Annotated in this window: 25 protein-coding genes and 1 pseudogene; 14 read left to right on the top strand and 12 right to left on the bottom strand. The window is 71.2% G+C overall.

All coding sequences use genetic code 11. From position 1 onward, the window contains the following. The first annotated feature begins 60 nt into the window (after positions 1-60). Genes JLI01S_RS14065 through JLI01S_RS14030 form a run of 8 tightly spaced genes read left to right on the top strand, consistent with a single transcriptional unit; the run spans position 61 to position 8,064 of the window. The gene (locus tag JLI01S_RS14065) at positions 61-894 is read left to right on the top strand and encodes an FAD binding domain-containing protein (protein ID WP_068265716.1); all 834 of its coding nucleotides are present in this window, start codon (positions 61-63) and stop codon (positions 892-894) included. Then, positions 891-3,260 carry a xanthine dehydrogenase family protein molybdopterin-binding subunit gene (locus JLI01S_RS14060; protein ID WP_068265714.1) on the top strand — a complete coding sequence of 790 codons (2,370 nt, stop codon included), beginning with the start codon at positions 891-893 and terminating at the stop codon, positions 3,258-3,260. The genes JLI01S_RS14065 and JLI01S_RS14060 overlap by 4 nt, the downstream gene beginning before the upstream one ends. After that, the gene (locus tag JLI01S_RS14055) at positions 3,257-3,766 is read left to right on the top strand and encodes a (2Fe-2S)-binding protein (protein ID WP_068265712.1); all 510 of its coding nucleotides are present in this window, start codon (positions 3,257-3,259) and stop codon (positions 3,764-3,766) included. The genes JLI01S_RS14060 and JLI01S_RS14055 overlap by 4 nt, the downstream gene beginning before the upstream one ends. After that, complete coding sequence (locus JLI01S_RS14050) at positions 3,763-4,455, top strand: SRPBCC family protein (protein WP_068265710.1); 693 nt, start codon at positions 3,763-3,765, stop codon at positions 4,453-4,455. Before JLI01S_RS14055 ends, JLI01S_RS14050 begins: the two co-directional genes overlap by 4 nt. Further along, positions 4,452-5,138: an isochorismatase family protein gene (locus JLI01S_RS14045; protein ID WP_068265708.1), complete on the top strand. Its 687-nt coding sequence runs from the start codon at positions 4,452-4,454 to the stop codon at positions 5,136-5,138. The genes JLI01S_RS14050 and JLI01S_RS14045 overlap by 4 nt, the downstream gene beginning before the upstream one ends. Continuing rightward, complete coding sequence (locus JLI01S_RS14040; RefSeq protein WP_068265706.1) at positions 5,135-5,992, top strand: alpha/beta fold hydrolase; 858 nt, start codon at positions 5,135-5,137, stop codon at positions 5,990-5,992. Before JLI01S_RS14045 ends, JLI01S_RS14040 begins: the two co-directional genes overlap by 4 nt. 29 nt (positions 5,993-6,021) lie before the next feature. Beyond that, positions 6,022-6,510: a MarR family winged helix-turn-helix transcriptional regulator gene (locus tag JLI01S_RS14035; protein WP_068265704.1), complete on the top strand. Its 489-nt coding sequence runs from the start codon at positions 6,022-6,024 to the stop codon at positions 6,508-6,510. A gap of 36 nt (positions 6,511-6,546) precedes the next feature. Beyond that, positions 6,547-8,064 carry a DHA2 family efflux MFS transporter permease subunit gene (locus tag JLI01S_RS14030; protein WP_068265702.1) on the top strand — a complete coding sequence of 506 codons (1,518 nt, stop codon included), beginning with the start codon at positions 6,547-6,549 and terminating at the stop codon, positions 8,062-8,064. A 102-nt stretch (positions 8,065-8,166) separates the two neighbouring features. Here JLI01S_RS14030 and JLI01S_RS14025 read toward each other — a convergent pair whose 3' ends face one another. Together JLI01S_RS14025 and JLI01S_RS14020 are read right to left on the bottom strand one after the other, a co-directional pair. Then, the gene (locus JLI01S_RS14025) at positions 8,167-8,502 is read right to left on the bottom strand and encodes an MGMT family protein (protein ID WP_068265700.1); all 336 of its coding nucleotides are present in this window, start codon (positions 8,500-8,502) and stop codon (positions 8,167-8,169) included. Between the two features lie 2 nt (positions 8,503-8,504). Next, on the bottom strand, positions 8,505-9,188 hold the full coding sequence (locus tag JLI01S_RS14020) for a peptidylprolyl isomerase (protein WP_068265698.1): 684 nt from the start codon (positions 9,186-9,188) through the stop codon (positions 8,505-8,507). A 47-nt stretch (positions 9,189-9,235) separates the two neighbouring features. On the opposite strand from JLI01S_RS14020, the gene JLI01S_RS14015 reads away from it, so the two are divergent. After that, positions 9,236-10,156: an NAD(P)H-dependent flavin oxidoreductase gene (locus tag JLI01S_RS14015; RefSeq protein ID WP_068265695.1), complete on the top strand. Its 921-nt coding sequence runs from the start codon at positions 9,236-9,238 to the stop codon at positions 10,154-10,156. A gap of 32 nt (positions 10,157-10,188) precedes the next feature. After that, on the top strand, positions 10,189-11,676 hold the full coding sequence (locus JLI01S_RS14010; protein ID WP_068265693.1) for a hypothetical protein: 1,488 nt from the start codon (positions 10,189-10,191) through the stop codon (positions 11,674-11,676). A gap of 3 nt (positions 11,677-11,679) precedes the next feature. Here JLI01S_RS14010 and JLI01S_RS14005 read toward each other — a convergent pair whose 3' ends face one another. Then, on the bottom strand, positions 11,680-12,552 hold the full coding sequence (locus tag JLI01S_RS14005) for a LysR family transcriptional regulator (protein WP_068265691.1): 873 nt from the start codon (positions 12,550-12,552) through the stop codon (positions 11,680-11,682). 84 nt (positions 12,553-12,636) lie between these two features. On the opposite strand from JLI01S_RS14005, the gene JLI01S_RS14000 reads away from it, so the two are divergent. After that, positions 12,637-13,629, top strand: a complete 993-nt coding sequence (locus tag JLI01S_RS14000) for a bile acid:sodium symporter family protein (RefSeq protein ID WP_068265734.1) — start codon at positions 12,637-12,639, stop codon at positions 13,627-13,629. A 30-nt stretch (positions 13,630-13,659) separates the two neighbouring features. On the opposite strand, the gene JLI01S_RS13995 is transcribed toward JLI01S_RS14000, so the two are convergent. The 4 genes from JLI01S_RS13995 to JLI01S_RS13980 form a co-directional block, all read right to left on the bottom strand. Then, complete coding sequence (locus tag JLI01S_RS13995; protein ID WP_068265689.1) at positions 13,660-14,298, bottom strand: FMN reductase; 639 nt, start codon at positions 14,296-14,298, stop codon at positions 13,660-13,662. Then, on the bottom strand, positions 14,295-15,452 hold the full coding sequence (locus tag JLI01S_RS13990; protein WP_068265687.1) for an LLM class flavin-dependent oxidoreductase: 1,158 nt from the start codon (positions 15,450-15,452) through the stop codon (positions 14,295-14,297). The genes JLI01S_RS13995 and JLI01S_RS13990 overlap by 4 nt, the downstream gene beginning before the upstream one ends. Positions 15,453-15,515: 63 nt before the next feature. After that, on the bottom strand, positions 15,516-16,355 hold the full coding sequence (locus JLI01S_RS13985; RefSeq protein ID WP_068265685.1) for an SMP-30/gluconolactonase/LRE family protein: 840 nt from the start codon (positions 16,353-16,355) through the stop codon (positions 15,516-15,518). A gap of 41 nt (positions 16,356-16,396) precedes the next feature. Continuing rightward, on the bottom strand, positions 16,397-17,353 hold the full coding sequence (locus tag JLI01S_RS13980) for a 5,10-methylenetetrahydrofolate reductase (protein ID WP_084349451.1): 957 nt from the start codon (positions 17,351-17,353) through the stop codon (positions 16,397-16,399). A gap of 133 nt (positions 17,354-17,486) precedes the next feature. On the opposite strand from JLI01S_RS13980, the gene JLI01S_RS13975 reads away from it, so the two are divergent. Further along, positions 17,487-18,245 carry an SDR family NAD(P)-dependent oxidoreductase gene (locus JLI01S_RS13975; RefSeq protein WP_068265683.1) on the top strand — a complete coding sequence of 253 codons (759 nt, stop codon included), beginning with the start codon at positions 17,487-17,489 and terminating at the stop codon, positions 18,243-18,245. Positions 18,246-18,350: 105 nt separating this feature from the next. Here JLI01S_RS13975 and JLI01S_RS13970 read toward each other — a convergent pair whose 3' ends face one another. After that, positions 18,351-18,818, bottom strand: coding sequence for an aminoacyl-tRNA deacylase (locus JLI01S_RS13970; RefSeq protein ID WP_068265681.1), 468 nt, complete (start codon positions 18,816-18,818; stop codon positions 18,351-18,353). On the opposite strand from JLI01S_RS13970, the gene JLI01S_RS17560 reads away from it, so the two are divergent. Further along, positions 18,772-19,314, top strand: a complete 543-nt coding sequence (locus tag JLI01S_RS17560) for a DUF4395 domain-containing protein (RefSeq protein WP_369407383.1) — start codon at positions 18,772-18,774, stop codon at positions 19,312-19,314. The genes JLI01S_RS13970 and JLI01S_RS17560 overlap by 47 nt on opposite strands. Here the strand turns inward: JLI01S_RS17560 and JLI01S_RS13960 are convergent. Together JLI01S_RS13960 and JLI01S_RS13955 are read right to left on the bottom strand one after the other, a co-directional pair. Further along, positions 19,304-20,050: an enoyl-CoA hydratase/isomerase family protein gene (locus tag JLI01S_RS13960; protein WP_068265679.1), complete on the bottom strand. Its 747-nt coding sequence runs from the start codon at positions 20,048-20,050 to the stop codon at positions 19,304-19,306. The two genes, JLI01S_RS17560 and JLI01S_RS13960, sit on opposite strands and share 11 nt — an antisense overlap. Further along, positions 20,050-21,228 carry a thiolase family protein gene (locus JLI01S_RS13955; protein ID WP_068265678.1) on the bottom strand — a complete coding sequence of 393 codons (1,179 nt, stop codon included), beginning with the start codon at positions 21,226-21,228 and terminating at the stop codon, positions 20,050-20,052. The genes JLI01S_RS13960 and JLI01S_RS13955 overlap by 1 nt, the downstream gene beginning before the upstream one ends. Positions 21,229-21,302: 74 nt before the next feature. Here JLI01S_RS13955 and JLI01S_RS13950 point away from each other — a divergent pair, with 74 nt between their 5' ends. Further along, the gene (locus tag JLI01S_RS13950; protein WP_068265675.1) at positions 21,303-21,620 is read left to right on the top strand and encodes a hypothetical protein; all 318 of its coding nucleotides are present in this window, start codon (positions 21,303-21,305) and stop codon (positions 21,618-21,620) included. 13 nt (positions 21,621-21,633) lie between these two features. On the opposite strand, the gene JLI01S_RS13945 is transcribed toward JLI01S_RS13950, so the two are convergent. Both JLI01S_RS13945 and JLI01S_RS17170 read right to left on the bottom strand, forming a co-directional pair. Next, entirely contained in the window at positions 21,634-22,146 is a 513-nt protein-coding gene (locus tag JLI01S_RS13945) for a GyrI-like domain-containing protein (protein ID WP_068265673.1), read from the bottom strand. A 28-nt stretch (positions 22,147-22,174) separates the two neighbouring features. Then, positions 22,175-22,860 (bottom strand): annotated as a pseudogene (locus JLI01S_RS17170) (glycoside hydrolase family 15 protein); the annotation flags it as partial.

Here is a 22,860-nt window from a genome sequence, read left to right as displayed (position 1 = left end):
CCCCGCGCCGACTCGGCGCGGGGTGCCGCTCCCCACCCGTGCACGACCCCAGGAGTCACCGTGAAGCCCGCACCCGTGAGCTACCACCGCGCATCGAGCGTCAGCGATGCCGTCGACCTGCTGACGTCCCTCGGCGAGGAGTCCAAGGTCATCGCCGGGGGGCAGTCACTCGTCCCGATGATGAGCTTTCGCCTGGCTCGTCCCGAGCACCTCGTGGACATCACGCGCATCCCGGGTCTGGACTCCATCGAGCTCACGGGCAGCGAGCTGACGATCGGCGCGCTGGCCACCCACCAGGCGGTCCTGGAGAGCCCGGTCGTGCGCCACAGCGCAGGGCACGAGCTGATCGCCCGCACGATGCGGCACGTCGGCCACCTGCCGATCCGCACCCGGGGCACCGTCGGAGGCAGCATCGCCCATGCCGACGGGTCGGCCGAGTGGCCGCTCCTCGCGGTGCTCTTCGGCGCGCGGGTCGTCGCCGAGGGGGCGACGGGTGAGCGGGAGGTCCCGGCGGAGGAGCTCTTCTTCGGCCTCTACACGACCTGCCTGGAGCCGGACGAGATCGTCACCCGCGTGATCTTCCCCCCGGCGAAGGGGGCCGCCGGCTTTGCCGAGTACGGCCTGCGGCACGGCGACTTCGCCCTCGCTGCAGCGGGAGTGGTCCTCCCTTCGACCGAGGGTGCCACCGATGCCCGGGTGGTCGTGAGCGGCGCCGCCCCGGCACCCACCCGCCTGCCCGCCACCGAGGTGGCCGTGGCCGCTGCGGCCAGCGATGCCGCACTGAGACAGAGCGTGACGACCGACCTCGACGAGCTCGAGGTCGACGACGACTACCAGCGTGACCTCGTGACCGGGATGGTCATCAAGGCCGTGAAGGAGGCTCGCACCCGATGAGCGAACCGAAGATGTCCCGTGATGGTGCCTTCATCGGCGCCTCGGTACGCCGCCGTGAGGACCCCCGGCTCCTCACGGGCGCAGGGCGGTTCGTCGACGACATCGAGCTCACGGGACAGCTGCACGCGCAGTTCGTCCGCAGCAAGGTGGCCTTCGGCCGGATCGTCGGCGTCGACCTCGAGGCGACCCGGGCCACGCCCGGCGTCGTGGCGGCACTGTCCGCCGACGACCTCGTCATGGCGCCGATCGCCGCACTGCTCGACCGTCCCTTCGAGCAGTTCCGTCCGACCGAGATGCCCGTCCTGGCACACGACACCGTCCGCTTCATCGGCGAGCCGATCGCGATCGTCGTGGCCCGCACGCCGTACGCGGCGGAGGACGGCGTCGAGGCAGCCCGGGTCGAGTACGAGACCTTCGACGCGATCGTCTCCGCGGACGCGGCGCTCTCGCAGGGCGCCCGGCTGCTCCACGACGGCGCCCCCGACAACGTCTTCGTCGACGTCTCGCTCTTCGACACCCCCGGTCTGGACGACGCCTTCGAGCGCGCCGACCAGGTCGTCGAGATGACCATCGACTCCGGCCGGCAGAACGCCCTTCCCATGGAGACGCGCGCGGCGCTCGCCGAGTGGGACGAGCGGGAGTCCCAGCTGGTCCTGCACACCCCCACCCAGGTCCCGCACCTCGTGCGCACCGCGACGGCCGCCAGCATCGGCGTGCCGGAGCGCGCGGTCCGCGTCATCGTCCCCGACATGGGCGGCGGCTTCGGCCTGAAGTGCGTCGTCGGTCGCGAGGAGATCGCGGTGGCGGCCGCGGCGAAGCGGATCGGCAAGCCGGTCAAGTGGATCGAGGACCGCAAGGACGCGCTCACCGCCTCCTTCCTCGCCCGCGAGCAGCGGTATGTCGCTCGCGCCGCCTTCGCCGCGGACGGTGAGTTCCTCGCCTTCGAGTGCGATGTCGTCTGCGACATGGGCGCCTACTCCTGCTACCCCTTCACCGCCGGCATCGAGCCGCTCATGGCCTCCGGTGAGATGCCGGGCGTCTACCGCCTCGGGGCCTACCGGGTCCGGGGCCGGGCGGTCGCGACCAACAAGGCGCCGACCGCGCCGTACCGCGGGGTCTCCCGGCCGCAGTACGTCATGCTCCTGGAGCAGATCATGGACCAGGCCGGCCGCCAGCTCGGGATGGACCCGCTGGACGTGCGCCGTCGCAATCTCATCACCGAGTTCCCCTACACCTCGATCAACAACATCACCTATGACCCCGGCTCCTACCTGGAGTCGCTCGACCTGTGCGAGCAGATGGTCCGCGAGGAAGGGTGGTTCGAGCGGCAGGCCGAGGCCCGCGCCGAGGGTCGCCACATCGGCATCGGCTTCGCGTGCTTCAGCGAGAGGACCGGGTACGGCTCGTCGGCCTTCGCCGCGCGCAAGATGCTCGTCGTCCCGGGCTTCGACATCTCGGACATCCGGATGGACCTCGACGGCACGGTCACGGTCACGAGCGGCACGATGAGCCACGGGCAGAGCCACGAGACGACGATGGCCCAGATCGTCGCGGACGGGCTGCAGCTGGACATCTCCCGGGTCAAGCTCCACCAGGGTGACACCGACCGGATCACCTACGGCTTCGGGACCTTCGCCTCGCGGTCGGCGGTCATCGGGGGCAGCGCGGTCCAGCTGGCCGCACGCGCCCTCGGGGAGGACCTCCTCGAGATCGCGGCCCACCTCATGGAGACCAACCTCGACAACCTCGAGCTGCGCGACGCTGCCGTGCACCGCCGCGACACACCGGAGGAGCGGCTCACCTTCGAGGAGATCGCGCGCGTCGCCTACATGGAGGCACACCGCCTGCCGAAGGGGGTCAGCCCCGGTCTGCACGCGACCGCGTCCTTCGACGTGACCAACGACGGGACCTTCTCCAACGCGACGCAGGCGGCCGTGGTCGAGCTGGACCCCGACACCGGTGCGGTGAAGATCCTGCGGTACTTCTGCGTGGAGGACTGCGGCGTCGCCATCAACCCCCAGGTCGTCGAGGGGCAGGCGCGTGGCGGCATCGCCCAGGGCATCGCCGGTGCGCTCTTCGAGGAGGTCACCTATGACACCAACGGGGAGCCGTCCTGCGCGAGCTTCATGGACTACTGCGTCCCGACCGCGATGGAGATGCCGGACATCCGGCTGGCCCACCTCGAGACGCCGTGCATCTACAACGAGACCGGCGCCAAGGGGGCGGGCGAGGGCGGCACCATCGGTGCCGTCGGCACGATCCTCGGCGCGGTCAACAACGCCCTCGAACCCACCGGGACGCTCCTGGAGCGGACCCCGATCACCCCGCGTGCGGTGCACGCGGCCCTGACAGGAGGAACCCGATGAGCGATCGACACCTCATCGAGCTGCAGGTCAACGGCGAGCCCCACGAGCTCCTCGTCGAGGCCCGCGAGACGCTCGTCGACGTGCTGCGCCACCGCGTGGGAGCGACCGGCACCCACGTCGCCTGCGAGCACGGCATCTGCGGCGCCTGCACCGTGCTGATCGACGGAGAGCCCGCGCGCTCGTGCCTGGTGCTCGGCGTCATGGCGGACGGTCACGAGATCCGCACCGTCGAGTCGCTCGCCGACGAGAGCGGGCTGAACGACCTCCAGGAGGCCTTCACCGCCTGCCACTCGTTGCAGTGCGGCTTCTGCACGCCCGGGATGCTCATGCTCGCCGAGGGCGGCATCCCCCACCTGGACACCACCTCGCGCGAGGAGGTCCGTGAGCTCGTCTCAGCGAACCTCTGCCGCTGCACCGGCTACGAGACGATCGTCGACGCCGTCGAGCAGGTCGCCCAGCAGCGCCGCAGCGAGGACCCGACCGTCACCGAAGGAGCATCCGCATGAAGATCGACAACGAGGCCGTCGTCAAGGCATCCCCGCAGGAGGTCTTCGCCCTGATCAACGACGTGGAGCGGGTCGCGTCGTGCATGCCGGGCGCGGAGCTGCTCGGTCGTGAGGGGGAGGACGGCTACCGCGGCCGGGTGTCCCTACGCGTGGGGCCGATCGGCGCCGCCTTCGAGGGCGTGCTGCGCTTCCTGGAGGTCGACGAGACGGCCCGCACGATGCACATCGTCGGGCGCGGCTCCGATGTCAAGGGCAACGGCGACGCCGAGGCCGACGTGCGGCTCGAGGTCGTGGAGCACCCTGAGGGGGCGGCGCTGCGCCTCACGACGGACCTGAACATCCGCGGCAAGTTCGTCCAGTTCGGCAAGGGCGCGATCGCGTCGGTGTCCAACAAGATCCTCGGCCAGTTCGCCGCCAACATGGCGGCCCTGCTCGAGCAGGGCGACGCCCCGGTTGCCGCGGATGCGGCCGTCGCGTCGCAGGGCGCGCCGGCCTCCGCGGCTCCCGCGGCTGCCACATCGGTGGGGACACCCCCTTCGCCCGGGGTGGTGCCGTCCTCGGCCGGCCTCGGGATGCTCGTGGACGAAGGGGGCCGCCGACGCCTGACGCTCGTGGCGACCTTCGTCGCCGGCTGCATCGAGGGCTGGATCCTCACCCGCGCCTTCGGCCGACGGGCGGGATCGCGATGACCACGGCCGACGCCACGACGAGCGTCCACGACGCGCAGACCCTGGACACCTACGATCGCGCCGGCTGGGGTGGCAGCGTCGACCGCGGACCCCGCCCGGCACTCGTCGTCATCGATCTGACCCGGGGTTTCACCGAGCCGCACTTCGACGCGGGGAGCGACCTGACGCAGGTCGTCGCCGCGACCGGCCGGCTCATCGAGGCCGCCCACGCCCAGGGGCATCCGGTGATCTTCACCCGGATCGTCTACAGCCGCGCCGAGGTGCGCCCCGGCGCGATCACCTGGCTGACCAAGGCCGCGGGCATGCGGGCGATGCTCGAGGGCAGCGAGGGGATCGTCCTCGATCCGCGGCTGCCCTTCGACGCGGCGACCGACGCGGTCGTCGACAAGAAGGGGGCATCCGCCTTCCACGGCACCCCGCTCGCCGCGCTGCTGCGCTCGGCGGGCTGCGACACCGTCGTGCTCACCGGGGCCACCACCAGCGGGTGCGTCCGCGCGTCCGCCGTCGACGCAGTGCAGGACGGCTTCTCGGTCCTCGTGCCCCGCGAGGCCGTCGGTGACCGGGCGCAAGGCCCGCACGACGCCAATCTCTTCGACATCAATGCCAAGTACGGCGACGTCATCGACGTCGCCGACGCACTCGACTACCTGTCCGGCACGCCGGGCCACGGAGGACTCTCATGACGGACCGCACGGTCTCCCTCGATGCACTCGCCGACCTCCCCGCGAGCGGCGCGACCAGCCGCTGGGTGGACGGCGAGGTCGGGCTCCACGTCCTCGACTACGCCGGTCCCGCGGACGCGACCGCCGCCCCGGTCGTCCTCGTGCCGGGGATCTCGATGCCCGCGATGGGGATGGACTTCGTCGCCCGGGACCTCGCCCGGACCCGCCGCGTGCTGGTCACGGACGTGCGCGGCCGGGGACTGTCCCAGTCCGGTGACGACTACTCGATGCCGGCCTACGCGCAGGACCTCGAGCGGGTCATCGCCGCGCTGGTGCCCGGCGGTGACGCGGTGCTCGTGGGTCACTCGATGGGAGCCCGGATCGTCACCCTCGTCGCCGCGCGCGGACAGGTCGAGCACGGCGGGGTCGTGGCGATCGACCCGCCCATCTCCGGCCCGGGGCGCGACCCGTACCCGACGACCCGGGCAGCCTTCATGGGACAGGTCGAGCAGGCGCTGCGCGGCACGACCGCCGACGAGGTCGCCGCGTCGTGGCCGTCATGGCCCCGCCGCGAGCAGGAGATCCGGGCCCGGTGGCTCGGCAGCTGCGCCCCCGAGGCCATCGGCGCGACGCACGACGGCTTCGAGAGCGAGGACTTCTTCGACTGGTGGGCGCAGGTCCCGGCGCCGATCGCCTTCATCCAGGGTGCCGACAGCCCCGTGGTCCCGACGGCAACGATGGACGAGGTGACCACGCTCAACCCTCGCGCCTCCGTCCATGTCGTTCCATCGGCCGGCCACATGGTGTTCTGGGACAATGCCGAAGGGGCCGCCCAGGCCCTGTCCGACGCTCTGGGTGCCGTCGGAGCGAACTGACGGACGAGAACTGACGAAACGGGGTATGAGTGAGCAAGGTCAACAGTGACGTGCGGCGAGCAGAGACCCCCGAGCAGCTCGGCAACGCCCCGGGCTTCGTCATCCGCAGGCTCTACCAGTCGTACTCGGCCATGTGGTCCCGGGTGATCGGCCCCCAGCTGACCGGGCCGCAGTTCGCCGTCCTCGACGTCCTCGACGCCTACGACGGGTCGGACCAGGCCTCGGTGGGCCATGCCGCGGCGCTCGACGCGTCGACGATGGTGGACGTCGCGCGACGGCTCGAACGCCGGTCGTTGATCGTGCGGACGCGCTCGCCGATTGACGCCCGGCGCAAGGTTGTCCAGATCACCTCTCTCGGTGAGAGCGAGCTCTTCCAGGCGCGGGAGCGACGGGTGGAGCTGGAAGGGGTCCTCTTCGGTCACAACCCTCGACGCAAGGACGAGGTCATGGCCGAGATGAACGACCTCAGCAAGAGGTGGGTGGAGCTCGCAGCCGAGCTCGCTGCCGCAGAGGACTGATCCAGGCTGTCGGATCGGCGGCGTAACGTCACCCCCATGACGGTCCAGACGGGCGCCCCGCAGGCGAGTGCAGCCGACGAGTTCCCCGACAACCCCTGGCCGGCCCTGTGGGCGCTGGTCATCGGCTTCTTCATGATCCTGGTCGACGTCTCGATCGTCTCGATCGCGACGCCGGCCCTGATGGAGGGCTTCGGCGCAGGGATCGAGCCGGTCCTGTGGGTGACGAGCGCCTATCTGCTCGCCTATGCCGTCCCGCTGCTCATCACCGGTCGTTTCGGCGACCGCTACGGTCCCAAGCGGCTCTACCTCGTCGGGCTGGCGATCTTCACCGCAGCCTCCTTGGCCTGCGGTCTCGCCCCGAGCATCGGCTGGCTCATCGGGGCCCGCGTCGTCCAGGGTCTGGGCGCCTCGATGATGACGCCGCAGACGATGGCGGTCATCACGCGGACCTTCCCGCCGCAGCGGCGCGGGTCCGCGATGGCGCTGTGGGGCGCGACCGCCGGCGTCGCCTTCCTCGTCGGTCCGCTGCTCGGCGGCCTGCTGCTGGACTCCCTCGGCTGGGAGTGGATCTTCTTCATCAACGTGCCCGTCGGCATCATCGGCTTCATCGCGGCGGCGCGCCTCGTACCGAGCCTCGAGCGGCACGCCCACGCCATGGACTGGGTCGGCGTCGTGCTGTCCGCGGTCGGCCTCTTCCTCGTGATCTTCGGTCTGCAGGAGGGGGAGGGGCGCGACTGGGGCCAGATCGTCGGGCCCATCACGATCCCCGTCCTCATCGGGGTCGGCCTCCTGGTCCTTGTCGGCTTCATCGCCTGGCAGGCACGCGGCCCCGAGGAGCCGCTCGTGCCGCTCGGACTCTTCCGCGACCGCAACTTCTCCCTGTCCAACCTCGCCATCACGACGATGGGGCTGTCCGTCACCGCGATGATGTTCCCCCTGCTCGTGTGGCTGCAGAGCGTGCGCGGCTACTCACCGACCGAGGCCGCGCTGCTCATGGCGCCCCAGGCGATCGCCTCGATCGCGCTGGCCCGTCCTGTCGGCCAGCTCGTCGACCGCATTCACCCGCGGACCCTGCCGGCCATTGGTCTGGCCGGCTTCGCCGTGACCCTCTTCGTCCTCAGCCGCCTGATGACCCCCGACTCGTCGATCGTGGCCGTGTGCATCGCGATGACCTTCATCGGTGTCACCGGTGCCTTCATCTGGGGTCCGCTCGCCACGACGGCCAACCGCAACCTGCCGATCCAGCTCGCCGGTGCGGGCGCGGGCATCTACAACACGACTCGTCAGGTCGGCTCGGTCATCGGGTCCGCGGCCATCGCCGCGCTCATGTCCGCGCGCATCGCCTCGCACCTCGGCCCCCAGGCGGCCGAGAGCTTCGGGTCCGGCGAAGGGAGCGCCGCCGGCGGTCCCGCAGCCCTGCCCCCGGCCATCGCCGAGTCGCTCTCCTCGGCCTTCGCGGAGTCGCTGCTGCTGCCGGCGGCCGTCCTCGTCATCGGTGCGCTCGCCGCGCTCGCGCTCGAGCAGATGCGTCACCAGGGCCGCCCCGGCGCCTGAGCTGCTCAACAAGAGTTGCCTCGCCTTGGCATGGGTTTGCGACTCTTGCGAAGGCGGGGATTCTCGGGTCACCCGATAATCGTGAGGCCAGTGCGACGCGGGTCAGGCCAGGTCGGCAGTGGCTGCCGCGTGGGCGCGCGCCAGCTCCTCCAGGTCGACCCGGTACTCAGCGATCCGGCAGCCCAGGCCGTTGGGCTTGATCGTGATGCTCTCCGTGGCCCAGTGCTCGAAGACCTCCGAGCGCTTGTGCAGCGGCGCGTCGCCGGAGGCGTTGACGACCCGCCACCACGTGACCCCGCTGCCGTACTCACGCAGGACCCAGCCGACCTGACGGGGCCCGGTCCCGACGAGCGCGGCGATGTCCCCGTAGGAGATGACCCGCCCGCGAGGCACCAGCTCGACCGCGCGCAGGATCCTCTCGACGAGGACATCGTCCACGACTACTTCTCCGTGATCGTCACGCTCTTGATGGTGTGGATCTCCCTCGGGGGGCCATCGCCCATGGACCCGTCGTCCTCGATCGCCGTGACATGCTCCATGCCCTTGGTGACCTTGCCGAAGAGGCTGTACAGCGGTGGGAGCGAGACTCCGTTGTCGCCGGTGACGATGAAGAACTGCGACCCGTTGGTGTCCGGGCCGCGGTTGGCCATGGCCAGGGAGCCGACCTCGTAGTCGCCCTGCTTGGGCAGCTCGTCCTCGAAGGTGTAGCCGGGCCCCCCGCTGCCGTCGCCGGCCGGGTCGCCGCCCTGGGCCATGAAGTCCTGGATGACGCGGTGGAAGTTCAGCCCGTCGTAGTACTTGTAGCGGGCGAGGACGACGAAGTTGTTGACGGTCTTCGGTGCCTTGTCGGCGTCGAGGGCGACCTCGATGTCGCCCTCGTCGGTGGCCAGGGTCGCGGTGTACGTCTTCTTGACGTCGATGCACATCGGCGGAGCCTGCTCGAAGGTCGTCGCGCGCACCGTGGCGCCGTCCTCCGGGGGGCACTCGGTCTTGCCACTGATGGTCGTGGTCGTCGGGGCAGAGGCGGAGGAGGCCTGGCCGTCGGTGGTGCCGGTGTCCGTCCCGCACCCGGCGAGGGCGAGGAGGGCAGCAGCAGCGATGGCAGGCGTGGCACGGCGGATCATGGCTACGGAGTCTACGGACGCGGGCTGAGCGGGAGCATGATGAGGACATGACTGCTCTCACTGACCTGCTCGGGATCCGTCACCCGATCGTCTGCGCCCCCATGGCCGGCGTCGCCGGCGGCCGCCTCGCGCACGCCGTCTCCGCAGCAGGTGGCCTGGGCATGATCGGTGCTCGCGGGAGTGCGTCACCCGAGTGGATCGCGGAGCAGGCGGCGCTCGCCGGGGTGGGCGGGACTCCCTTCGGCATCGCTCTGATGGCCTGGGTGCCGCAGCTGTCCACCCAGCTCGACGCGATCGTCGCGCTCGCGGGCGAGCAGCGCCCGACCCTTGTGTCGGTCTCCTTCGGCGATCTCACCGAGCCGGTGACCCGGCTGCGCGAGGCGGGCCTGCGCACCGCCTGCCAGGTGGGCAACGCCGCCGATCTGGAGCTGGCCCTCGCGGCCGGAGCGGACCTCGTCGTCGCCCGCGGTGGCGAAGGGGGCGGACACGGCCGTGACGAGCTGGGCACCGAGGCGATGCTCGACCTCGCGCTGTCCACCGCCGACCGGCCGGTCCTCGTGGCTGGCGGTGTCTCGACGGCTGACGACGTGGCCCGCGCACTCGGCCAGGGCGCGGCCGGCGTGTGGTGCGGGACCCCCTTCCTCACTTGCGTCGAGGCCGACAACACCCCGCAGGCCCGGGCCGCGCTCATCGCGGCCGATGACACCCGGTACTCGCGGGTCCACGACGTCGCTCAGGACCTCGCCTGGCCCCGGGAGTTCGGCGGGCGCGCCGTCGCGACCCCCTTCGTGCGGCAGTGGACCGGCGACGAGGACGCGATGACCGCTGATGCCAAGGGCGAGCACGCCGCGGGCCGCGAGCGCGGAGACACCGATTACACCCCCCTCTACGCCGGGGTCGGTGTCGACCGTCTGACGGCGGAGACCGACGCGGCGAGCGTCGTCCGCGCACTGGTGGACGGCATTTGATGTACCTGTGACGGTGACCACAGAATGAGGGCATGAGCGACGAGACCTCCGCGGGCGTGCACTTCCCGGCCGACGACCAGGGCAAGCGGTCGACGACCACGACGACCAAGGGGGTCCTCGCGGACTCGGTCCGCGGGGTGGACCCCGAGCTGGCCCAGCGCATCGACGACACCCACGACTGGCGCAAGGACTATGTCGACCACGTCCACGACGTGACGGCAGCCAGCGCCGGGTCCGCCGACCGGGCGGCGAGGATCGCGACCGACGGGCTCGCCTCGATGCGCCGCCGGATGGTCATGGTCGACGACGCAGGCAGCGAGGTGCCGATCGAGGCTGCCGAGCTGACGATGCCGACCGGTGCGGCCCCCTTCGGCACCGAGAGCGTGCAGGGCACCGCCGAGCCGGTCACCCGGCTGCGCGTCCCCGTCGGCGGCCGCGAGATCGAGGGCGAGGAGCTGCGCGGACAGCTCGCGGCCTGGGTCGACGCGGGGATCGTCGAGCCGTCCTTCGCCGAGGCGGTCAGCGAGGTCATCGACCACCCGGAGTGGCTCTCCCTGCCCGGTCACCGCGCGCTGCTCATCGGGGCCGGCGCGGAGATGGGCCCGCTGGAGACGCTGCTGTCCTGGGGCGCCGACGTGCTCGCGATCGATCTGCCCCGCAGCCGGGCCTGGCGGTACAAGAAGGGTCTGGCCACGCGGGGTGCCGGGACGCTCACCTTCCCGGTCGACGCCTCCGGTGACTCCGGCGCGGACGTCATCCACCAGCCCGGTCAGGTCCTCGAGTGGGTCCGCCGGGTGCGGGGCGAGGACCCGCTCGCGGTCGGCATGCACGCCTACGCCGACTCCGGGGTGCACGTGCGGGTGAGCGCCGCGGTCGACCTGCTGATGGATGCCCTGACCGATGACGACCCGCAGACGGCGCTGGCTTGGCTGGCGACGCCGACCGATGCCTTCGTCGTCCCGCCGGATGTCGTCGCGGAGTCGCGGCGTCGTTGGGCGGGGCGCGGCCTGGCGCTCAGGGGGACGCAGGCGCCGTTGCGTGCCATGGGTCGCGGTCGTCTCTTCGCGCCCGCCTACCGCGGCACCCGCCAGGGGCAGCTCGGCATCGCCGATGTGCTGGTGCCCCAGCAGGGACCCAACTATGCGATCGCCAAGCGGCTGCAGCGCTGGCGCGGCGTCGCGGCCGAAGGGAGCGGCCAGCGGGTCTCCTTCAACGTCGCCCCGGCGACGTGGACCCGCTCCGTCACGAAGAACCCCGTGCTCGGCGCGGCATACGGCGGCGCGCACCATTTCGGCGTGGAGGTCTTCGCCGCCGAGACGGTGCGGCCGCTCATGGCCGCGCTCCTCGTGCGTGATCTCGTGCGCGAGACGCCGCAGCGGGCGCACCCCGAGGAGCTCTTCAGCGATGCCGCTGCCCACGGTGGTCTGTGGCGGGTGGGCTACGAGCCCAAGACGGCACTCGGTGTCGCGGCGGTCGCCGGGCTACCCGGCTCCGTGGGTCGGCGGCTGCGTCGGGGGTGACCCTCAGCGGGTCCGGCGTCCCGGGGTGAGTCGGTCGGCGTTGGCCCGGATGGCTCGTACGAGTGCCTCCTCGGGGGCGCTCAGCACCGAGCGGCGGGCGGTGAGGACGACGTCGATCGGGCCGGGGGACGGGAGTCGCGGGTCCTCGAAGGGGACGAGCCCCTCGGGGGGCATGCCTGCCGCGTGGAGGATGACGCCCATGCCGGCCAGGACTGCGGCTCGCAGCCCGTTGAGGCTGTCGCTCGTGCAGGTGATCCGGTAGGGCACGCCGGACCTGCGGAAGAGGTCGAGGGCGATGGCGCGGGTGAGCGCCGGCTCCGGGTAGGTGACGAAGGGGATCGGCTCCCCGGGGTCGAGGGCGAAGCCGGGCGCGGAGTGCAGGACGAGCTCGTCGCTGAAGACGACCCGTGGGTCCCGGTCGCCGACCCCGGGGCGCTGCTTGCCGAAGGCGATGTCCAGATGCCCGTCGGCGAGCAGCTGGTTGAGGTCCTCGCTGAGCGCGACGGTCAGCTCCAGGTCGACGCGCGGGTGGTCGCGGCGGAACTCCGCGAGCACGGCGGGCAGCTCGTGCAGGACGAGGTCCTCGGAGGCGCCGAAGCGCACTCGACCGCGCAGGGTCGACTCGGAGAAGTACCGCTGCGCCGCCTCCTCGCGCTCGAGGATCTCGCGGGCGAAGCCGAGCATCGCGGCGCCGTCGGCGGTCAGCTCCACGGAGTGGGTGTCGCGCAGCAGCAGGCGCCGTCCGGCAGCCGCCTCGAGCTTGGCGACGTGCCCGCTGACCGTCGACTGGCGCAGCCCGAGCCGACGGCCGGCGGCGGTGAAGCTGCGGGTGCTCTCGACGGCGAGGAAGCTGCGCAGGTGGGTCGGGTCGAACATCTGCCGAGGTTATCAAGATCCGTGATGGCATTTAACGCGGTGATCATGTTTCGCGGACGGCGCTCCGAGGCTACCGTCGAGATCATGCTCTCCCGGCTCCTGGCGTCCAGCCGCATCGACCCCTTCCTGCTGATGATCCTCACGACGGTGGCGATCGCGGCCGTGCTGCCCTCGCACGGCGCCGCCCTCACCTTCTTCAGCTGGGCGTCCAAGGTCGCCATCGGGCTGCTCTTCTTCCTCTACGGCGCACGGCTGTCGAGCAGCGAGATCCTCCACGGGGTGCGGCACTGGCGGCTGCAGGGGTTCATCCTCGCCACGACCTTCGTCGCCTTCCCGCTGCTGGGTCTCGCCTTCAAGGGGTTCGTCCCGGCCCTGCTCGGGCAGCCCCTCTACCTCGGGGTGCTGTACCTGTGCGTGCTCCCCTCGACGGTGCAGTCGGCGATCGCCCTCGTGTCCGTCGCGCGCGGCAACATCCCGGCCGCGGTGGTGGCAGCGAGTGCCTCCAGCCTGCTCGGCATCTTCATCACCCCGGTGCTCGTCGGTGTGCTCATGAGCACGCAGGGTGGCGGGTTCAACGGCTCGGCCGTCGGCGAGATCTTCGTGATGCTGCTGCTGCCCTTCCTCGCCGGGCAGGTGCTGCGCCGCTGGATCGGGCGCTGGGTCAAGGAGCACGGCAAGCCGCTCAAGGTCGTCGACCGCGGCTCGATCCTGCTCGTCGTCTATGTCGCCTTCAGCAAGGGGATGAACGAGGGCATCTGGTCCAGCCTGTCCGTCGGGCGCCTGCTGGTGCTCGCGCTCGTCTGCCTGCTGCTGCTCGGCATCGTCTTCGGTCTGACCTGGGCGATCTCCCAGCGGTCCGGCTTCTCCCGCGAGGACAGCGTGACCATCCTCTTCTGCGGGTCGACGAAGTCGCTCGCGACGGGATTGCCGATGGCGACGGTCCTCTTCGCCGACCAGCCGGTCGGCCTGATCGTCCTGCCGCTGATGCTCTACCACCAGTTCCAGCTGCTCATCGGCGCGATGATCGCCACGCGTCTGGACAAGCGGGCCCCCGAGCCGGCCGCCGTCGCGGCCTGACCGGGCCCGGCCCGCGGCCCGCGTCGTCGGTCAGCCCCCGTCGTGCCCGCGCAGCAGCTCGCTGAAGTCGGTGACGGGGCCGAGCGGCCCGGCCTCCTCGTCACCCTGGGCGAAGCCCGCGACCCCGGTGCGCTCGGCGACGACGAGGCCGGCGAGCTCACCAGCCGCCCGGTGCACCCGGGCGTCGAGGTCGGCCTCGCCACCGAAGTCCTCGGTCGCCGCGAAGACGGCGGTCGGCACGACGATCGCGCGCAGGTAGGCAAAGAGCGGGCGCATGGCGTGCTCGAGCACGAGGCTGTGCCGGGGCGTGCCCGCCGTCGCCGCGATGAGCACCGGCTTTCCGGTCAGCGAGTCCTTGTCGAGCAGGTCGACGAATGTCTTGAAGAGGCCCGAGTAGCTCGCGGTGAAGACGGGCGTGACGGTGATGATCCCGTCGGCGGCGGCGACCTGCCGCTGGGCGGCGCCCAAGGCCGGCGTCGGCCGACCGCCGGAGACCATCGACTCGGCCATCTCGACGGCCAGCTCACGCAGCTCGACGAACTCGATGTCCACCGACTCCCCGCGCCCGCCGACGGCGGACCGGGTGGCGGCGGCGAGCTGGTCGGCGAGCAGCCGGGTGCTCGACGGCTGGGACAGCCCAGCGCTGATGACGACGACGCTCCGGGTCACTGGGCGGCCATCTCCTTCTGCTTCTGCTCCTGCGCGGCGATCGCGACAGGACTCGTCACGACCCTACGGTGGGGGCTCCCTTCGCCCTGCGCCACCAGCGAGCTGTGCGTCGGGGGCTCGCTCGGGACACCCTCGGGGCGGCGCGCCTCGAACTCCTTGCGCAGGACCGGCACGACCTCGCGGCCGAGGATCTCGACCTGCTCCAGGGCCATCTCCAGGGGCAGCCCGGCGTGGTCCATGAGGAAGAGCTGGCGCTGGTAGTCACCGACGTGGTCGGCGAAGGACAGCGTGCGCTCGATGACCATCTCGGGGGTGCCGACGGTCAGCGGGGTCTGCCGGGTGAAGTCCTCCATCGAGGGGCCGTGACCGTAGACCGGCGCGTTGTCGAAGTAGGGGCGGAAGACCCGCTTGGCCTCGGCCTCGGTCTGCGCCATGAAGGCCTGCCCACCGAGCCCGACGATCGCCTGGCTGGCGTCGCCGTGGCCGTAGTGCTCGAAGCGCTGGCGGTACAGCCCCACCATCTGGGCGGTGTGCTCGATGTTCCAGAAGATGTTGTTGTGGAAGAACCCGTCGCCGTAGTACGCGGCCTGCTCGGCGATCTCGGTGGAGCGGATCGAGCCGTGCCAGACGAAGGGGGCGACGCCGTCCAGCGGTCGTGGGGTCGAGGTGAAGCCCTGCAGGGGCGTGCGGAACTGGCCCTTCCAGTTGACGCCCTCCTCGCGCCAGAGGCGACGCAGCAGGTGGTAGTTCTCGATCGCCAGCGGGACGCCCTGGCGGATGTCCTTGCCGAACCACGGGTAGACGGGGCCGGTGTTGCCGCGGCCCATCATCAGGTCGACACGACCACCCGAGAGGTGCTGCAGGAAGGCGTAGTCCTCCGCGATGCGCACCGGGTCGGTCGTCGTGATGAGGGTCGTCGCGGTGGAGAGCGTGAGGTGCTCGGTCTTGGCGGCGATGTACGCGAGGTGCGTCGTCGGCGCGGAGGGCACGAAGGGCGGGTTGTGGTGCTCACCCGTGGCGAAGACGTCGAGCCCGACCTCCTCGGCCTTGAGCGCGATCTGTGTCATCGCGTGGATGCGCTCGCCCTCGCTCGGCGTGCGGCCGGTCGTGGGGTCCATCGTCACGTCGCCGACGCTGAAGAGTCCGAACTGCATTGCCGCCTCCTGATTGGTTGATAGTTCAACTATATCAACCAACGGTGCTCCGGATCCATTCCTTCACCCGCCGAAGGGGGTCACGGCCTTCCCCCGCACGCCCGGTCGGGCGACGAAGAGCGATCCGGCAGCAGGGTCCTCACCGTCGGCGAGCCTCTCGCGGGAGGTCGTGATGTAGAGCTCGTCGAGGTCCTCCCCGCCGAAGGTGCAGGCCGTCACCTGGCGGGCGCCGACCTCGATCACCGCGTCGAGCGTGCCGTCGGGGGAGCGGCGCTCGACCCGGCTGCCGCCGAAGAGGGCGGTCCACACGCCCCCTTCGGCATCCACAGTCAGGCCGTCGGGGTGGCCGTCGACCTCCGCGAAGACCCGTCCGTGGCTCAGCCCCTCCGCCGGCGACCAGTCGAAGGCGGTGATCCGGCCGGTCGGGGTGTCGTCGTAGTACGCGAGCTTCCCGTCGGGCGACCAGTCGATGCCGTTGGAGATCGTCACTGACGCCAGCGCGGTCGCGGCGGTCAGGTCGGCGCCGACGCGGTAGAGGCTCGCGGCTCCCTCCGTGTGGTCGTAGGCCATCGAGCCGACGTAGAGGCTGCCGTCGGGTGCGACCCCGCCCTCGTTCATCCGGACCGAGTCCGTGCTCCACATGGGCCGAAGGGGGTCCACCCGCCAGTCCTCGTCGGCGAAGGCCAGGCCGCGCTCGACGGCGATGACGGCGCCACCGCCGGCCCGGGGCCGGATCATCGCGGCGACATCGCCGACATGGGTGCGGGTGATCGTGCCGTCCGAGGAGAGGGCGAGCACGTCACCGGCGAGCATGTCGACCCAGCGCAGGCCGTCCCAGCCCGGCCACCAGCACGGCCCCTCGGCGTGGTGTGCGACGGCATCGGTGAGGCGTTCGGCGTGCATGTGATCGAGGCTAGTCCTCGCTCTCGCGGTCGCCGTGCGGCTCAGTCCCGCTCGAGGATCTCCGCGACCTGGTGGGTCAGCTCGACCGCGGCGTCGATCTCGACCTTGCGGCTGGAGACGGACTCGATGTTGAAGCCGAAGGGGATGCCGAGGTAGCGGCAAAAGCTCGACAGCTCGCGGGCGGCGTTGAGCGCGTGGACCTTTGACCACTGCAGGGGGTCCTCGGCATGGACGATCTCGTTGCGCACCCAGCCGGGCACCTCGACGCCGAGCCACTCGAGGAAGGACAGCGTCTTGTCCGAGCCGCACAGCGAGAGGGTGAAGATCAGCGGCGCCGGGTCGAGGTCGTCCGCGGCGACGGCGTAGCGGTAGTCGGAGGCGAGGTTCTTGGCTGAGGTGATGTCGTAGACGATCTGGCTGACGAAGAAGCTCGACCCGGCGCGCTGCTTGGTCAGCAGCCGCTCGTGCTCGTCGCCGCGGATCGCGTGCCGCTCGGGGATCGTCACGCTGCCCAGCGGCAGGCTCGGACGGACCTCACGGTGCAGCTCCAGGGCGCGGGTGAGGGTCGTACGGACCTGCTCGTCGCTGCTGGAGGAGCCGACGAAGACGGTGAGCACATTGTCAGGGGCGGCCGCCATCCACGCGCTCAGCTCGTCCTGCCCGTACTTGCCGACCGCGCGGTAGATGACCGCCGGGCGGTCCCAGCTGGCCAGCTGCTGGCACAGGTAGTCGCCGGGGTCGAGCATCGCGGCGAAGGGGAAGGGGCGCGGCCGGTCGGTGCGGTCGACCTCGTCGGTGATGTCGTAGAGCACGAGGGCGTCCACGGGCAGTGCCTCGACCCGGGCAAGGGTGAGCTCGGCGATCTCCGCGATGCGCTCGGGCGTCGTCTCGACGCGGGGAGGGGTGAGGCCGAAGAGCAGGACCTCGCGCGGGTTGCGGGCGAGTGCGGGGAAGGCGCCGGGTGAGGGCGCGTGCGACTCCGATCTGGGCTGCTCCATGGAGGCACGCTAACCGGCGACACCGCGATCCCGAGACGATGTCCGCCCTTCGTCGTCGAGGTGTGGGCAGACCCACACGAGCGCATCGCTAGGCTCGCCCCGAGTCGACCAGAGCATCCCCTGGAGGAGAAGCATGCAGATCAAGGACACCGCAGCCATCGTCACCGGCGGGGCCTCCGGCCTCGGCGCCGCCACCGCCGCCGCGCTGGCTGCCCAGGGCGCGAAGGTCTTCGCCTTCGACCTGCCCGCGGGCATCGAGGGCGCTCCGCAGGTCGAGGGCGTCGAGTACGTCGCGGTCGACGTCACCGACCCCGAGCAGGTCCAGGCCGCGGTGGACACCGCCGCCGGAGCAGGCGTGCCGTTGCGCACCGTCGTCAACTGCGCGGGCATCGGCCCGTCGATGCGCATCCTCGGCAAGAAGGGCCCGCACGACCTGGCCCTCTACGCCAAGATCGTCCAGATCAACCTCATCGGCTCCTTCAACGTGCTGACCCTGGCTGCGGAAAAGATCTCGCAGACCGAGGCACTTGAGCACGGCGCTCGCGGCGTCATCATCAACACGGCCTCCATCGCGGCCTACGACGGTCAGATCGGTCAGGCCGCCTACTCCTCGAGCAAGGGGGGCATCGTCGGCCTCACCCTGCCCGCCGCCCGCGACCTGGCCCAGCACGGCATCCGCGTCCTGACGATTGCCCCCGGCATCGTCGAGACCCCGATGCTCGCGACCGTCTCCGAGGAGTTCCGCGAGGGCCTGGCCAAGGGAGTTCCGTTCCCGCAGCGCCTTGCTCGCCCTGAGGAGTACGCCAAGCTCGCCGAGATGATCATCGAGCACGACTACCTCAACGGCGAGGTCATCCGGATGGACGGCGCTCTGCGCATGGCCCCCCGCTGAGCTTCGCCTCCTGGTCCCGTTGGCCGCTGCTGAGGCTCCCTGAGGAGGTCGCGGCGGACGACCCCACCGCCCCCTGAGGAGGCGCGCCAGCGCCGTCTCGAAGGGTCAGGCCGGATCGGTGACGTCGGCGACCTGCGCGCCGAGGTGAGTGAGCATCGCGTCGGCGTCGAGGGTGGCGGCGACCCCGTGCTCGCCGGCCCCGATCGAGATGGTCCGGCCGGTGATGGTCTCGTCGGCGATGACCGGCAACGGCTGCAATGAGCCGAAGGGGGTGATCGTCCCCCGCTCGTAGCCGGTCACCTCGCGGGCGATGTCCTTGTCCGGCAACGAGATCCGGTTGACGGACAGCAGTGCGCGCAGCTTCGGCCAGGAGATCTGGCGGTCACCGGGCACCAAGACGAAGAGGTGGTCGTCCTCCCCCCTTCGCACCACGAGTGTCTTGATGATGTCGGCCGGCTCGACTCCGCGGGCGGCTGCGGCCTCCTTGAGGGAGCCGACCCGACCATGCCGGGTGATCGCGTGTTTGATGCCGCTGTCGGTCAGGGCTTGTGCCGCTCGGGTGCCGCCATCCATGTCACCGAGCCTACGACCGCCCGAGTCGTTCCCCGGCCCGCCCAAGCGTTTTGCCCAAGGGGTCGGCCTGATGATGTCCACGACCGCCGCGGTCCTCGCCCTCGGGTTCGACCTCCACCTCGCCGCGGGCATTGTCCTTGGCGTGCTCACGCTCTTCGCCACGCTCGAGGCAGCTCTTGGCTTCTGCGCCGGGTGCTTCGCCTTCGGTCACCTCATGCGCCTGGGCGTCATCCCCGAGGAGACCTGCGAGGCCTGCGCCGACATCTCCCTGCGCCGCCCCCGGTCGCCTCGGCCTGAGCTGAAACTTGGCCACCGACCTCAGTTACTTGCGGGTACGACGTGCACTTGCGTGACGCATCGGGCGAGATCCCCTGTGTTTCCGGGCTCTGGTCGTGGCGTCGCATCGGACGTGCACGTCGTACCCGCAGGTAACATGCTGGCACGGTCGGCCGGGTGGTCCACCGGCCGCCGGTGGACCCTCCCGTTCAGTGCTTGAGGAAGGCCTTGAAGAGCGCCCTGGCCTCTTCGCCCTGGCCCCGGCTGCTCAGCGTCGCGGCCTCGTCCGCGGCCGACGTGGCCCGATCCCGGGTCCACGAGGCGCGCAGCAGGCGGCGGCTGTCACCGAAGGCGCCGGCCGCTCCCTTCGCCAGGGCGGCCGCCAGCTCGCGGGCGCGAGCCTGGGCGTCCTCGACCACCTCGGCGACCAGGCCCTGCGCCAGCGCGTCCTGCGCGGACATCGCTCGACCCGACAGGGCGAAGGCGAGCGCCCGCTGCTGCCCGATCGCCCGGGGCAGCAGGTACGAGACGCCGCAGTCCGGGGTGAGCCCGATGGCGGGGTAGGCGAAGACGAACTTCGTGCCTTCCTGCGCGACGATCAGGTCACCGCCCAGCATGATCCCCAGGCCGCCGCCGGCGACGGCGCCCTGCACCGCGGTGATGACCGGCTTGGCGATGTCCTCCAGCGCCATGACCGCGGCCCCGGCCTCCTCGGCGAGTCGCTGCAGATAGGTGGGGTCCTCCTCGCCGACGAAGCTGCGGATGTCGCCGCCGCTGCAAAAGCGCTTGCCGGACCCGGTGAGCAGGACCGCGCGCACGGCGTCGTCCTCCGCGGCCGCGGCCACGGCTTCACGCAGGCCGGTCGCCAGAGCCATGTCGACGGTGTTGGACGCCTCGGGACGGTTGAGCTGGATGTGCCCGACGCCGTCCGCGACGGTGAGCTCGACGGCACCCATCAGACCCTCCGGAGGAGCGCCGCGAGGGCCTGGCCGCCACCGATGCACATGGTGACGATGCCGTACTCGAGGTCGTTGCGGACCATGTGCTTGGCCGCGCGGATGGTGAGGATGCCGCCGGTCGCGCCCACGGGGTGACCGAGCGCGATGGCGCCGCCGTAGGGGTTGACCTGTGCCGGGTCGAGTCCCGTGTCGCGGATGACGGCGACGGCCTGGGAGGCGAAGGCCTCGTTGAGCTCGATGACGCCGATGTCCTTGGGCGACAGGCCGGTCTTGGCGAAGAGCGCGTTGAGCGCGTGCGTCGGGGCATAGCCCATGAGCTCGGGCTCCATCGCGGCCGTGGTGACGGCCTCGAGGCTGACGAGCCCGGTGAGGCCGCGCTCCTTGACGGCTGACTCACGGCCGAGGACGACGACGCCGGCGCCGTCGTTGATGCCGGAGGCGTTGCCCGCCGTGACCGTCCCGTCCTTGGCGAAGGCCGGCCGCAGCTTGGCGAGCGTCTCGAGGGTGGTGTCGGGCTTGGGGTGCTCGTCCTTGTCGGCGGTGAAGGGCTTGCGGCCCCCGACCTCGACCGCGGTGATCTCCTCGGCGAAGGCGGCCTGCGCCTCCGGGGTCGCCGCACGGCGCTGCGACTCGAGCGCGAACTCGTCCTGCTCCTCGCGGGAGACGCCGTACTTCTTCGCGACATTTTCCGCGGTGACGCCCATGTGGATGTCGTGGAAGGGGTCGGTGAGCATCAGGACGGTGCCGTCCTGCAGCTGGCGGTTGCCGAGCTTGTAGCCGTTGCGGGCACCGAAGTCGTAGAAGGGCATCCGGGTCATCGACTCGTCGCCACCGGCGAGGGTGAAGTCGAGGTCGTTCCACCGCATCTCCATCGCGGCGGACCAGATGGCCTGCAGGCCGGAGCCGCACAGGCGGTTGACGGTGTAGGCCGGGACATTGGTCGGCAGGCCGGCGGTGACGGCGACGCGGCGCGCGTTGTAGGCGTCCGGCCCGACCTGGCCGATGCAGCCCATGACGACCTCGGAGATGTCCTCGCCCGCAACTCCCGCGCGGCGCAGCGCCTCGCGGCTCGCGGTGGCGCCGAGCTCGTAGCCCGGTACGTCCTTGAACATCCCGCCGAAGCTGCCGATCGGGGTGCGGGCTCCGTCGACGACGACGATTTTCTCGTTGCTCATGCTGGCTCCAGGGTCGGGTGCGGTTCTCAGGGCAGCATCCCATCCCCCTTCGATCCGGTCGTAGCCTTGTCCGTATGACGCTTCGTGATGCCCGCCTCGTCCAGACCGCTCCCGTCACCGCCCTCGGTCTCGTCGGTGGCTACCTCGTCGCCCGGGAGACCGGCATCCGCCCGCTCGGTGGCGTCGTCCTCGGTGGAGCGGGCCTGCTCGCCGGCCGCACCTGGTTGGCCAGGACCGACCCGGCGACGACCGCGGCGCTGTCGGTCATCTACCTCGGTGGCTTCGGTGCCTCGCACCCCTTGGCCAAGAAGGTCGGCGCCTGGCCGGCCGTCCTCGGCGTTGCCGCCCTGTCGGCAGCCGCGTCGTACGCGCTGTCCGACCGCCGCAGCTGATCGAGGGCGGTCCTCAGCCCTCGTAGGGCAGGACCAGGTCGGTCCGCAGCGCGCTCGGGTCACCGTCGGGCGTGGGCTGGCTGACGTAGACCTCCCAGAAGGGCAGCGCCGTCTGATGACCGTCAGCGGCGACCTGCTGCATGAGGCCGCTCCAGGCCCGCCCCAGACCGTCGTAGCTCCCGACGTGGGAGACCGTCGCGACGTGCGTCGCCGGCATGCTCGATGGGTAGAAGGTGATGCCGCCCGCCTCGAGCTCGCCGTCCAGCGGAGTGGCCAGGGGGAAGCCGAGCTCGAAGGTCATCGTCGCTCCCGGCATCTTGTGGTGCAGGGCGAAGGCCGGCCCGGCGATCTCGATGCCCTGGGCCTGCAGTGCGGGGACGAGGGTCCTGAAGGTCTCGTCGAAGATCCCACCCATGTCGCCCGGCAGGACCTCTTGCGCCATCCGCACGGCGGTCGGGATCTGCTGGGTCGTGACGTAGGTGACCTGCTCGTGGGTCGGTCCGAGGTACGTGGGGCGCTCGCTCACTGGGTCCTCCAAGGGTGGGGTGATCCCTTCACCCTCCCAGATCGGCGACTGCCGTGAGGAGGACCGCTGCGGTCCACGCCAGCGGCGCGGGACCGGCGGGCGAGCCGTCGTCGCGCACCTTTTCGGGCAGCGACCCGGCCTCGGTGCGGTGATCCCCCAGCCAGGCGAGCGTCTCGACCGCCCGGTCGCGGGTCGCGTGGGCGGTCGCCCACGCCCCGGCGAGCACCGCGGTCTCGGGGGTCCAGGCGACGCCGTCCTCGCGCCAGTCGCCGCCGGGCGCGTAGCCGCCGTTGGGCCGCGACATCTGCTGGGCCGCCACGTCGAGGGCCGCGCGGATCTCGGTCTCACGGGGAGGCGCGGTCCGATACGGAGGCAGCAGCCACGCGATCGCCGTGTCACTGGCCCCGCCGCCGATGCGGCGCGGCCAGCCCCGCTGGCCAAAGGTCGCGTGGATCTGGTGGTCCAGCCGCTGGGCGGCGGCAGCGCAGCGTTCGCGCAGATCACCGGTGGTCAGCGTCACCGCGTGCTCGAGACCCGCGAGCAGGGGTGCTGCCGTGCCGAGCGTCAGCTGGCGCTCGTCGAGTTCCCAGTAGTCGGGCGAAGGGAGGGGGAGACCGTCGCTCCCCAGACGGGTCAGTGCCGTGGTGGCGCAGTGCCGGACGAGGGCGTCGATGCGCCCCTCGTCCGCCGTCCCCCGCCACGAGTCGACCGTCG

Source organism: Janibacter limosus NBRC 16128 (assembly GCF_001570985.1).
Classification (GTDB): Bacteria; Actinomycetota; Actinomycetes; order Actinomycetales; family Dermatophilaceae; genus Janibacter; species Janibacter limosus.
Note: the sequence above shows the minus strand (reverse complement) of the source record. Positions and strands in the feature narration are given on the sequence as shown.

What these genes read in the sequence shown, in the direction of transcription:
- JLI01S_RS14060 (WP_068265714.1), top strand. Translation starts at nt 891, where the DNA reads ATGAGCGAACCGAAGATGTCCCGTGATGGTGCCTTCATCGGCGCCTCG.
- JLI01S_RS14055 (WP_068265712.1), top strand. Translation starts at nt 3,257, where the DNA reads ATGAGCGATCGACACCTCATCGAGCTGCAGGTCAACGGCGAGCCCCAC.
- JLI01S_RS14050 (WP_068265710.1), top strand. Translation starts at nt 3,763, where the DNA reads ATGAAGATCGACAACGAGGCCGTCGTCAAGGCATCCCCGCAGGAGGTC.
- JLI01S_RS14045 (WP_068265708.1), top strand. Translation starts at nt 4,452, where the DNA reads ATGACCACGGCCGACGCCACGACGAGCGTCCACGACGCGCAGACCCTG.
- JLI01S_RS14040 (WP_068265706.1), top strand. Translation starts at nt 5,135, where the DNA reads ATGACGGACCGCACGGTCTCCCTCGATGCACTCGCCGACCTCCCCGCG.
- JLI01S_RS14030 (WP_068265702.1), top strand. Translation starts at nt 6,547, where the DNA reads ATGACGGTCCAGACGGGCGCCCCGCAGGCGAGTGCAGCCGACGAGTTC.
- JLI01S_RS14020 (WP_068265698.1), bottom strand. Translation starts at nt 9,188, where the DNA reads ATGATCCGCCGTGCCACGCCTGCCATCGCTGCTGCTGCCCTCCTCGCC.
- JLI01S_RS14015 (WP_068265695.1), top strand. Translation starts at nt 9,236, where the DNA reads ATGACTGCTCTCACTGACCTGCTCGGGATCCGTCACCCGATCGTCTGC.
- JLI01S_RS14010 (WP_068265693.1), top strand. Translation starts at nt 10,189, where the DNA reads ATGAGCGACGAGACCTCCGCGGGCGTGCACTTCCCGGCCGACGACCAG.
- JLI01S_RS14005 (WP_068265691.1), bottom strand. Translation starts at nt 12,552, where the DNA reads ATGTTCGACCCGACCCACCTGCGCAGCTTCCTCGCCGTCGAGAGCACC.
- JLI01S_RS14000 (WP_068265734.1), top strand. Translation starts at nt 12,637, where the DNA reads ATGCTCTCCCGGCTCCTGGCGTCCAGCCGCATCGACCCCTTCCTGCTG.
- JLI01S_RS13990 (WP_068265687.1), bottom strand. Translation starts at nt 15,452, where the DNA reads ATGCAGTTCGGACTCTTCAGCGTCGGCGACGTGACGATGGACCCCACG.
- JLI01S_RS13985 (WP_068265685.1), bottom strand. Translation starts at nt 16,355, where the DNA reads ATGCACGCCGAACGCCTCACCGATGCCGTCGCACACCACGCCGAGGGG.
- JLI01S_RS13980 (WP_084349451.1), bottom strand. Translation starts at nt 17,353, where the DNA reads ATGGAGCAGCCCAGATCGGAGTCGCACGCGCCCTCACCCGGCGCCTTC.
- JLI01S_RS13975 (WP_068265683.1), top strand. Translation starts at nt 17,487, where the DNA reads ATGCAGATCAAGGACACCGCAGCCATCGTCACCGGCGGGGCCTCCGGC.
- JLI01S_RS17560 (WP_369407383.1), top strand. Translation starts at nt 18,772, where the DNA reads ATGCCGCTGTCGGTCAGGGCTTGTGCCGCTCGGGTGCCGCCATCCATG.
- JLI01S_RS13970 (WP_068265681.1), bottom strand. Translation starts at nt 18,818, where the DNA reads ATGGATGGCGGCACCCGAGCGGCACAAGCCCTGACCGACAGCGGCATC.
- JLI01S_RS13960 (WP_068265679.1), bottom strand. Translation starts at nt 20,050, where the DNA reads ATGGGTGCCGTCGAGCTCACCGTCGCGGACGGCGTCGGGCACATCCAG.
- JLI01S_RS13955 (WP_068265678.1), bottom strand. Translation starts at nt 21,228, where the DNA reads ATGAGCAACGAGAAAATCGTCGTCGTCGACGGAGCCCGCACCCCGATC.
- JLI01S_RS13950 (WP_068265675.1), top strand. Translation starts at nt 21,303, where the DNA reads ATGACGCTTCGTGATGCCCGCCTCGTCCAGACCGCTCCCGTCACCGCC.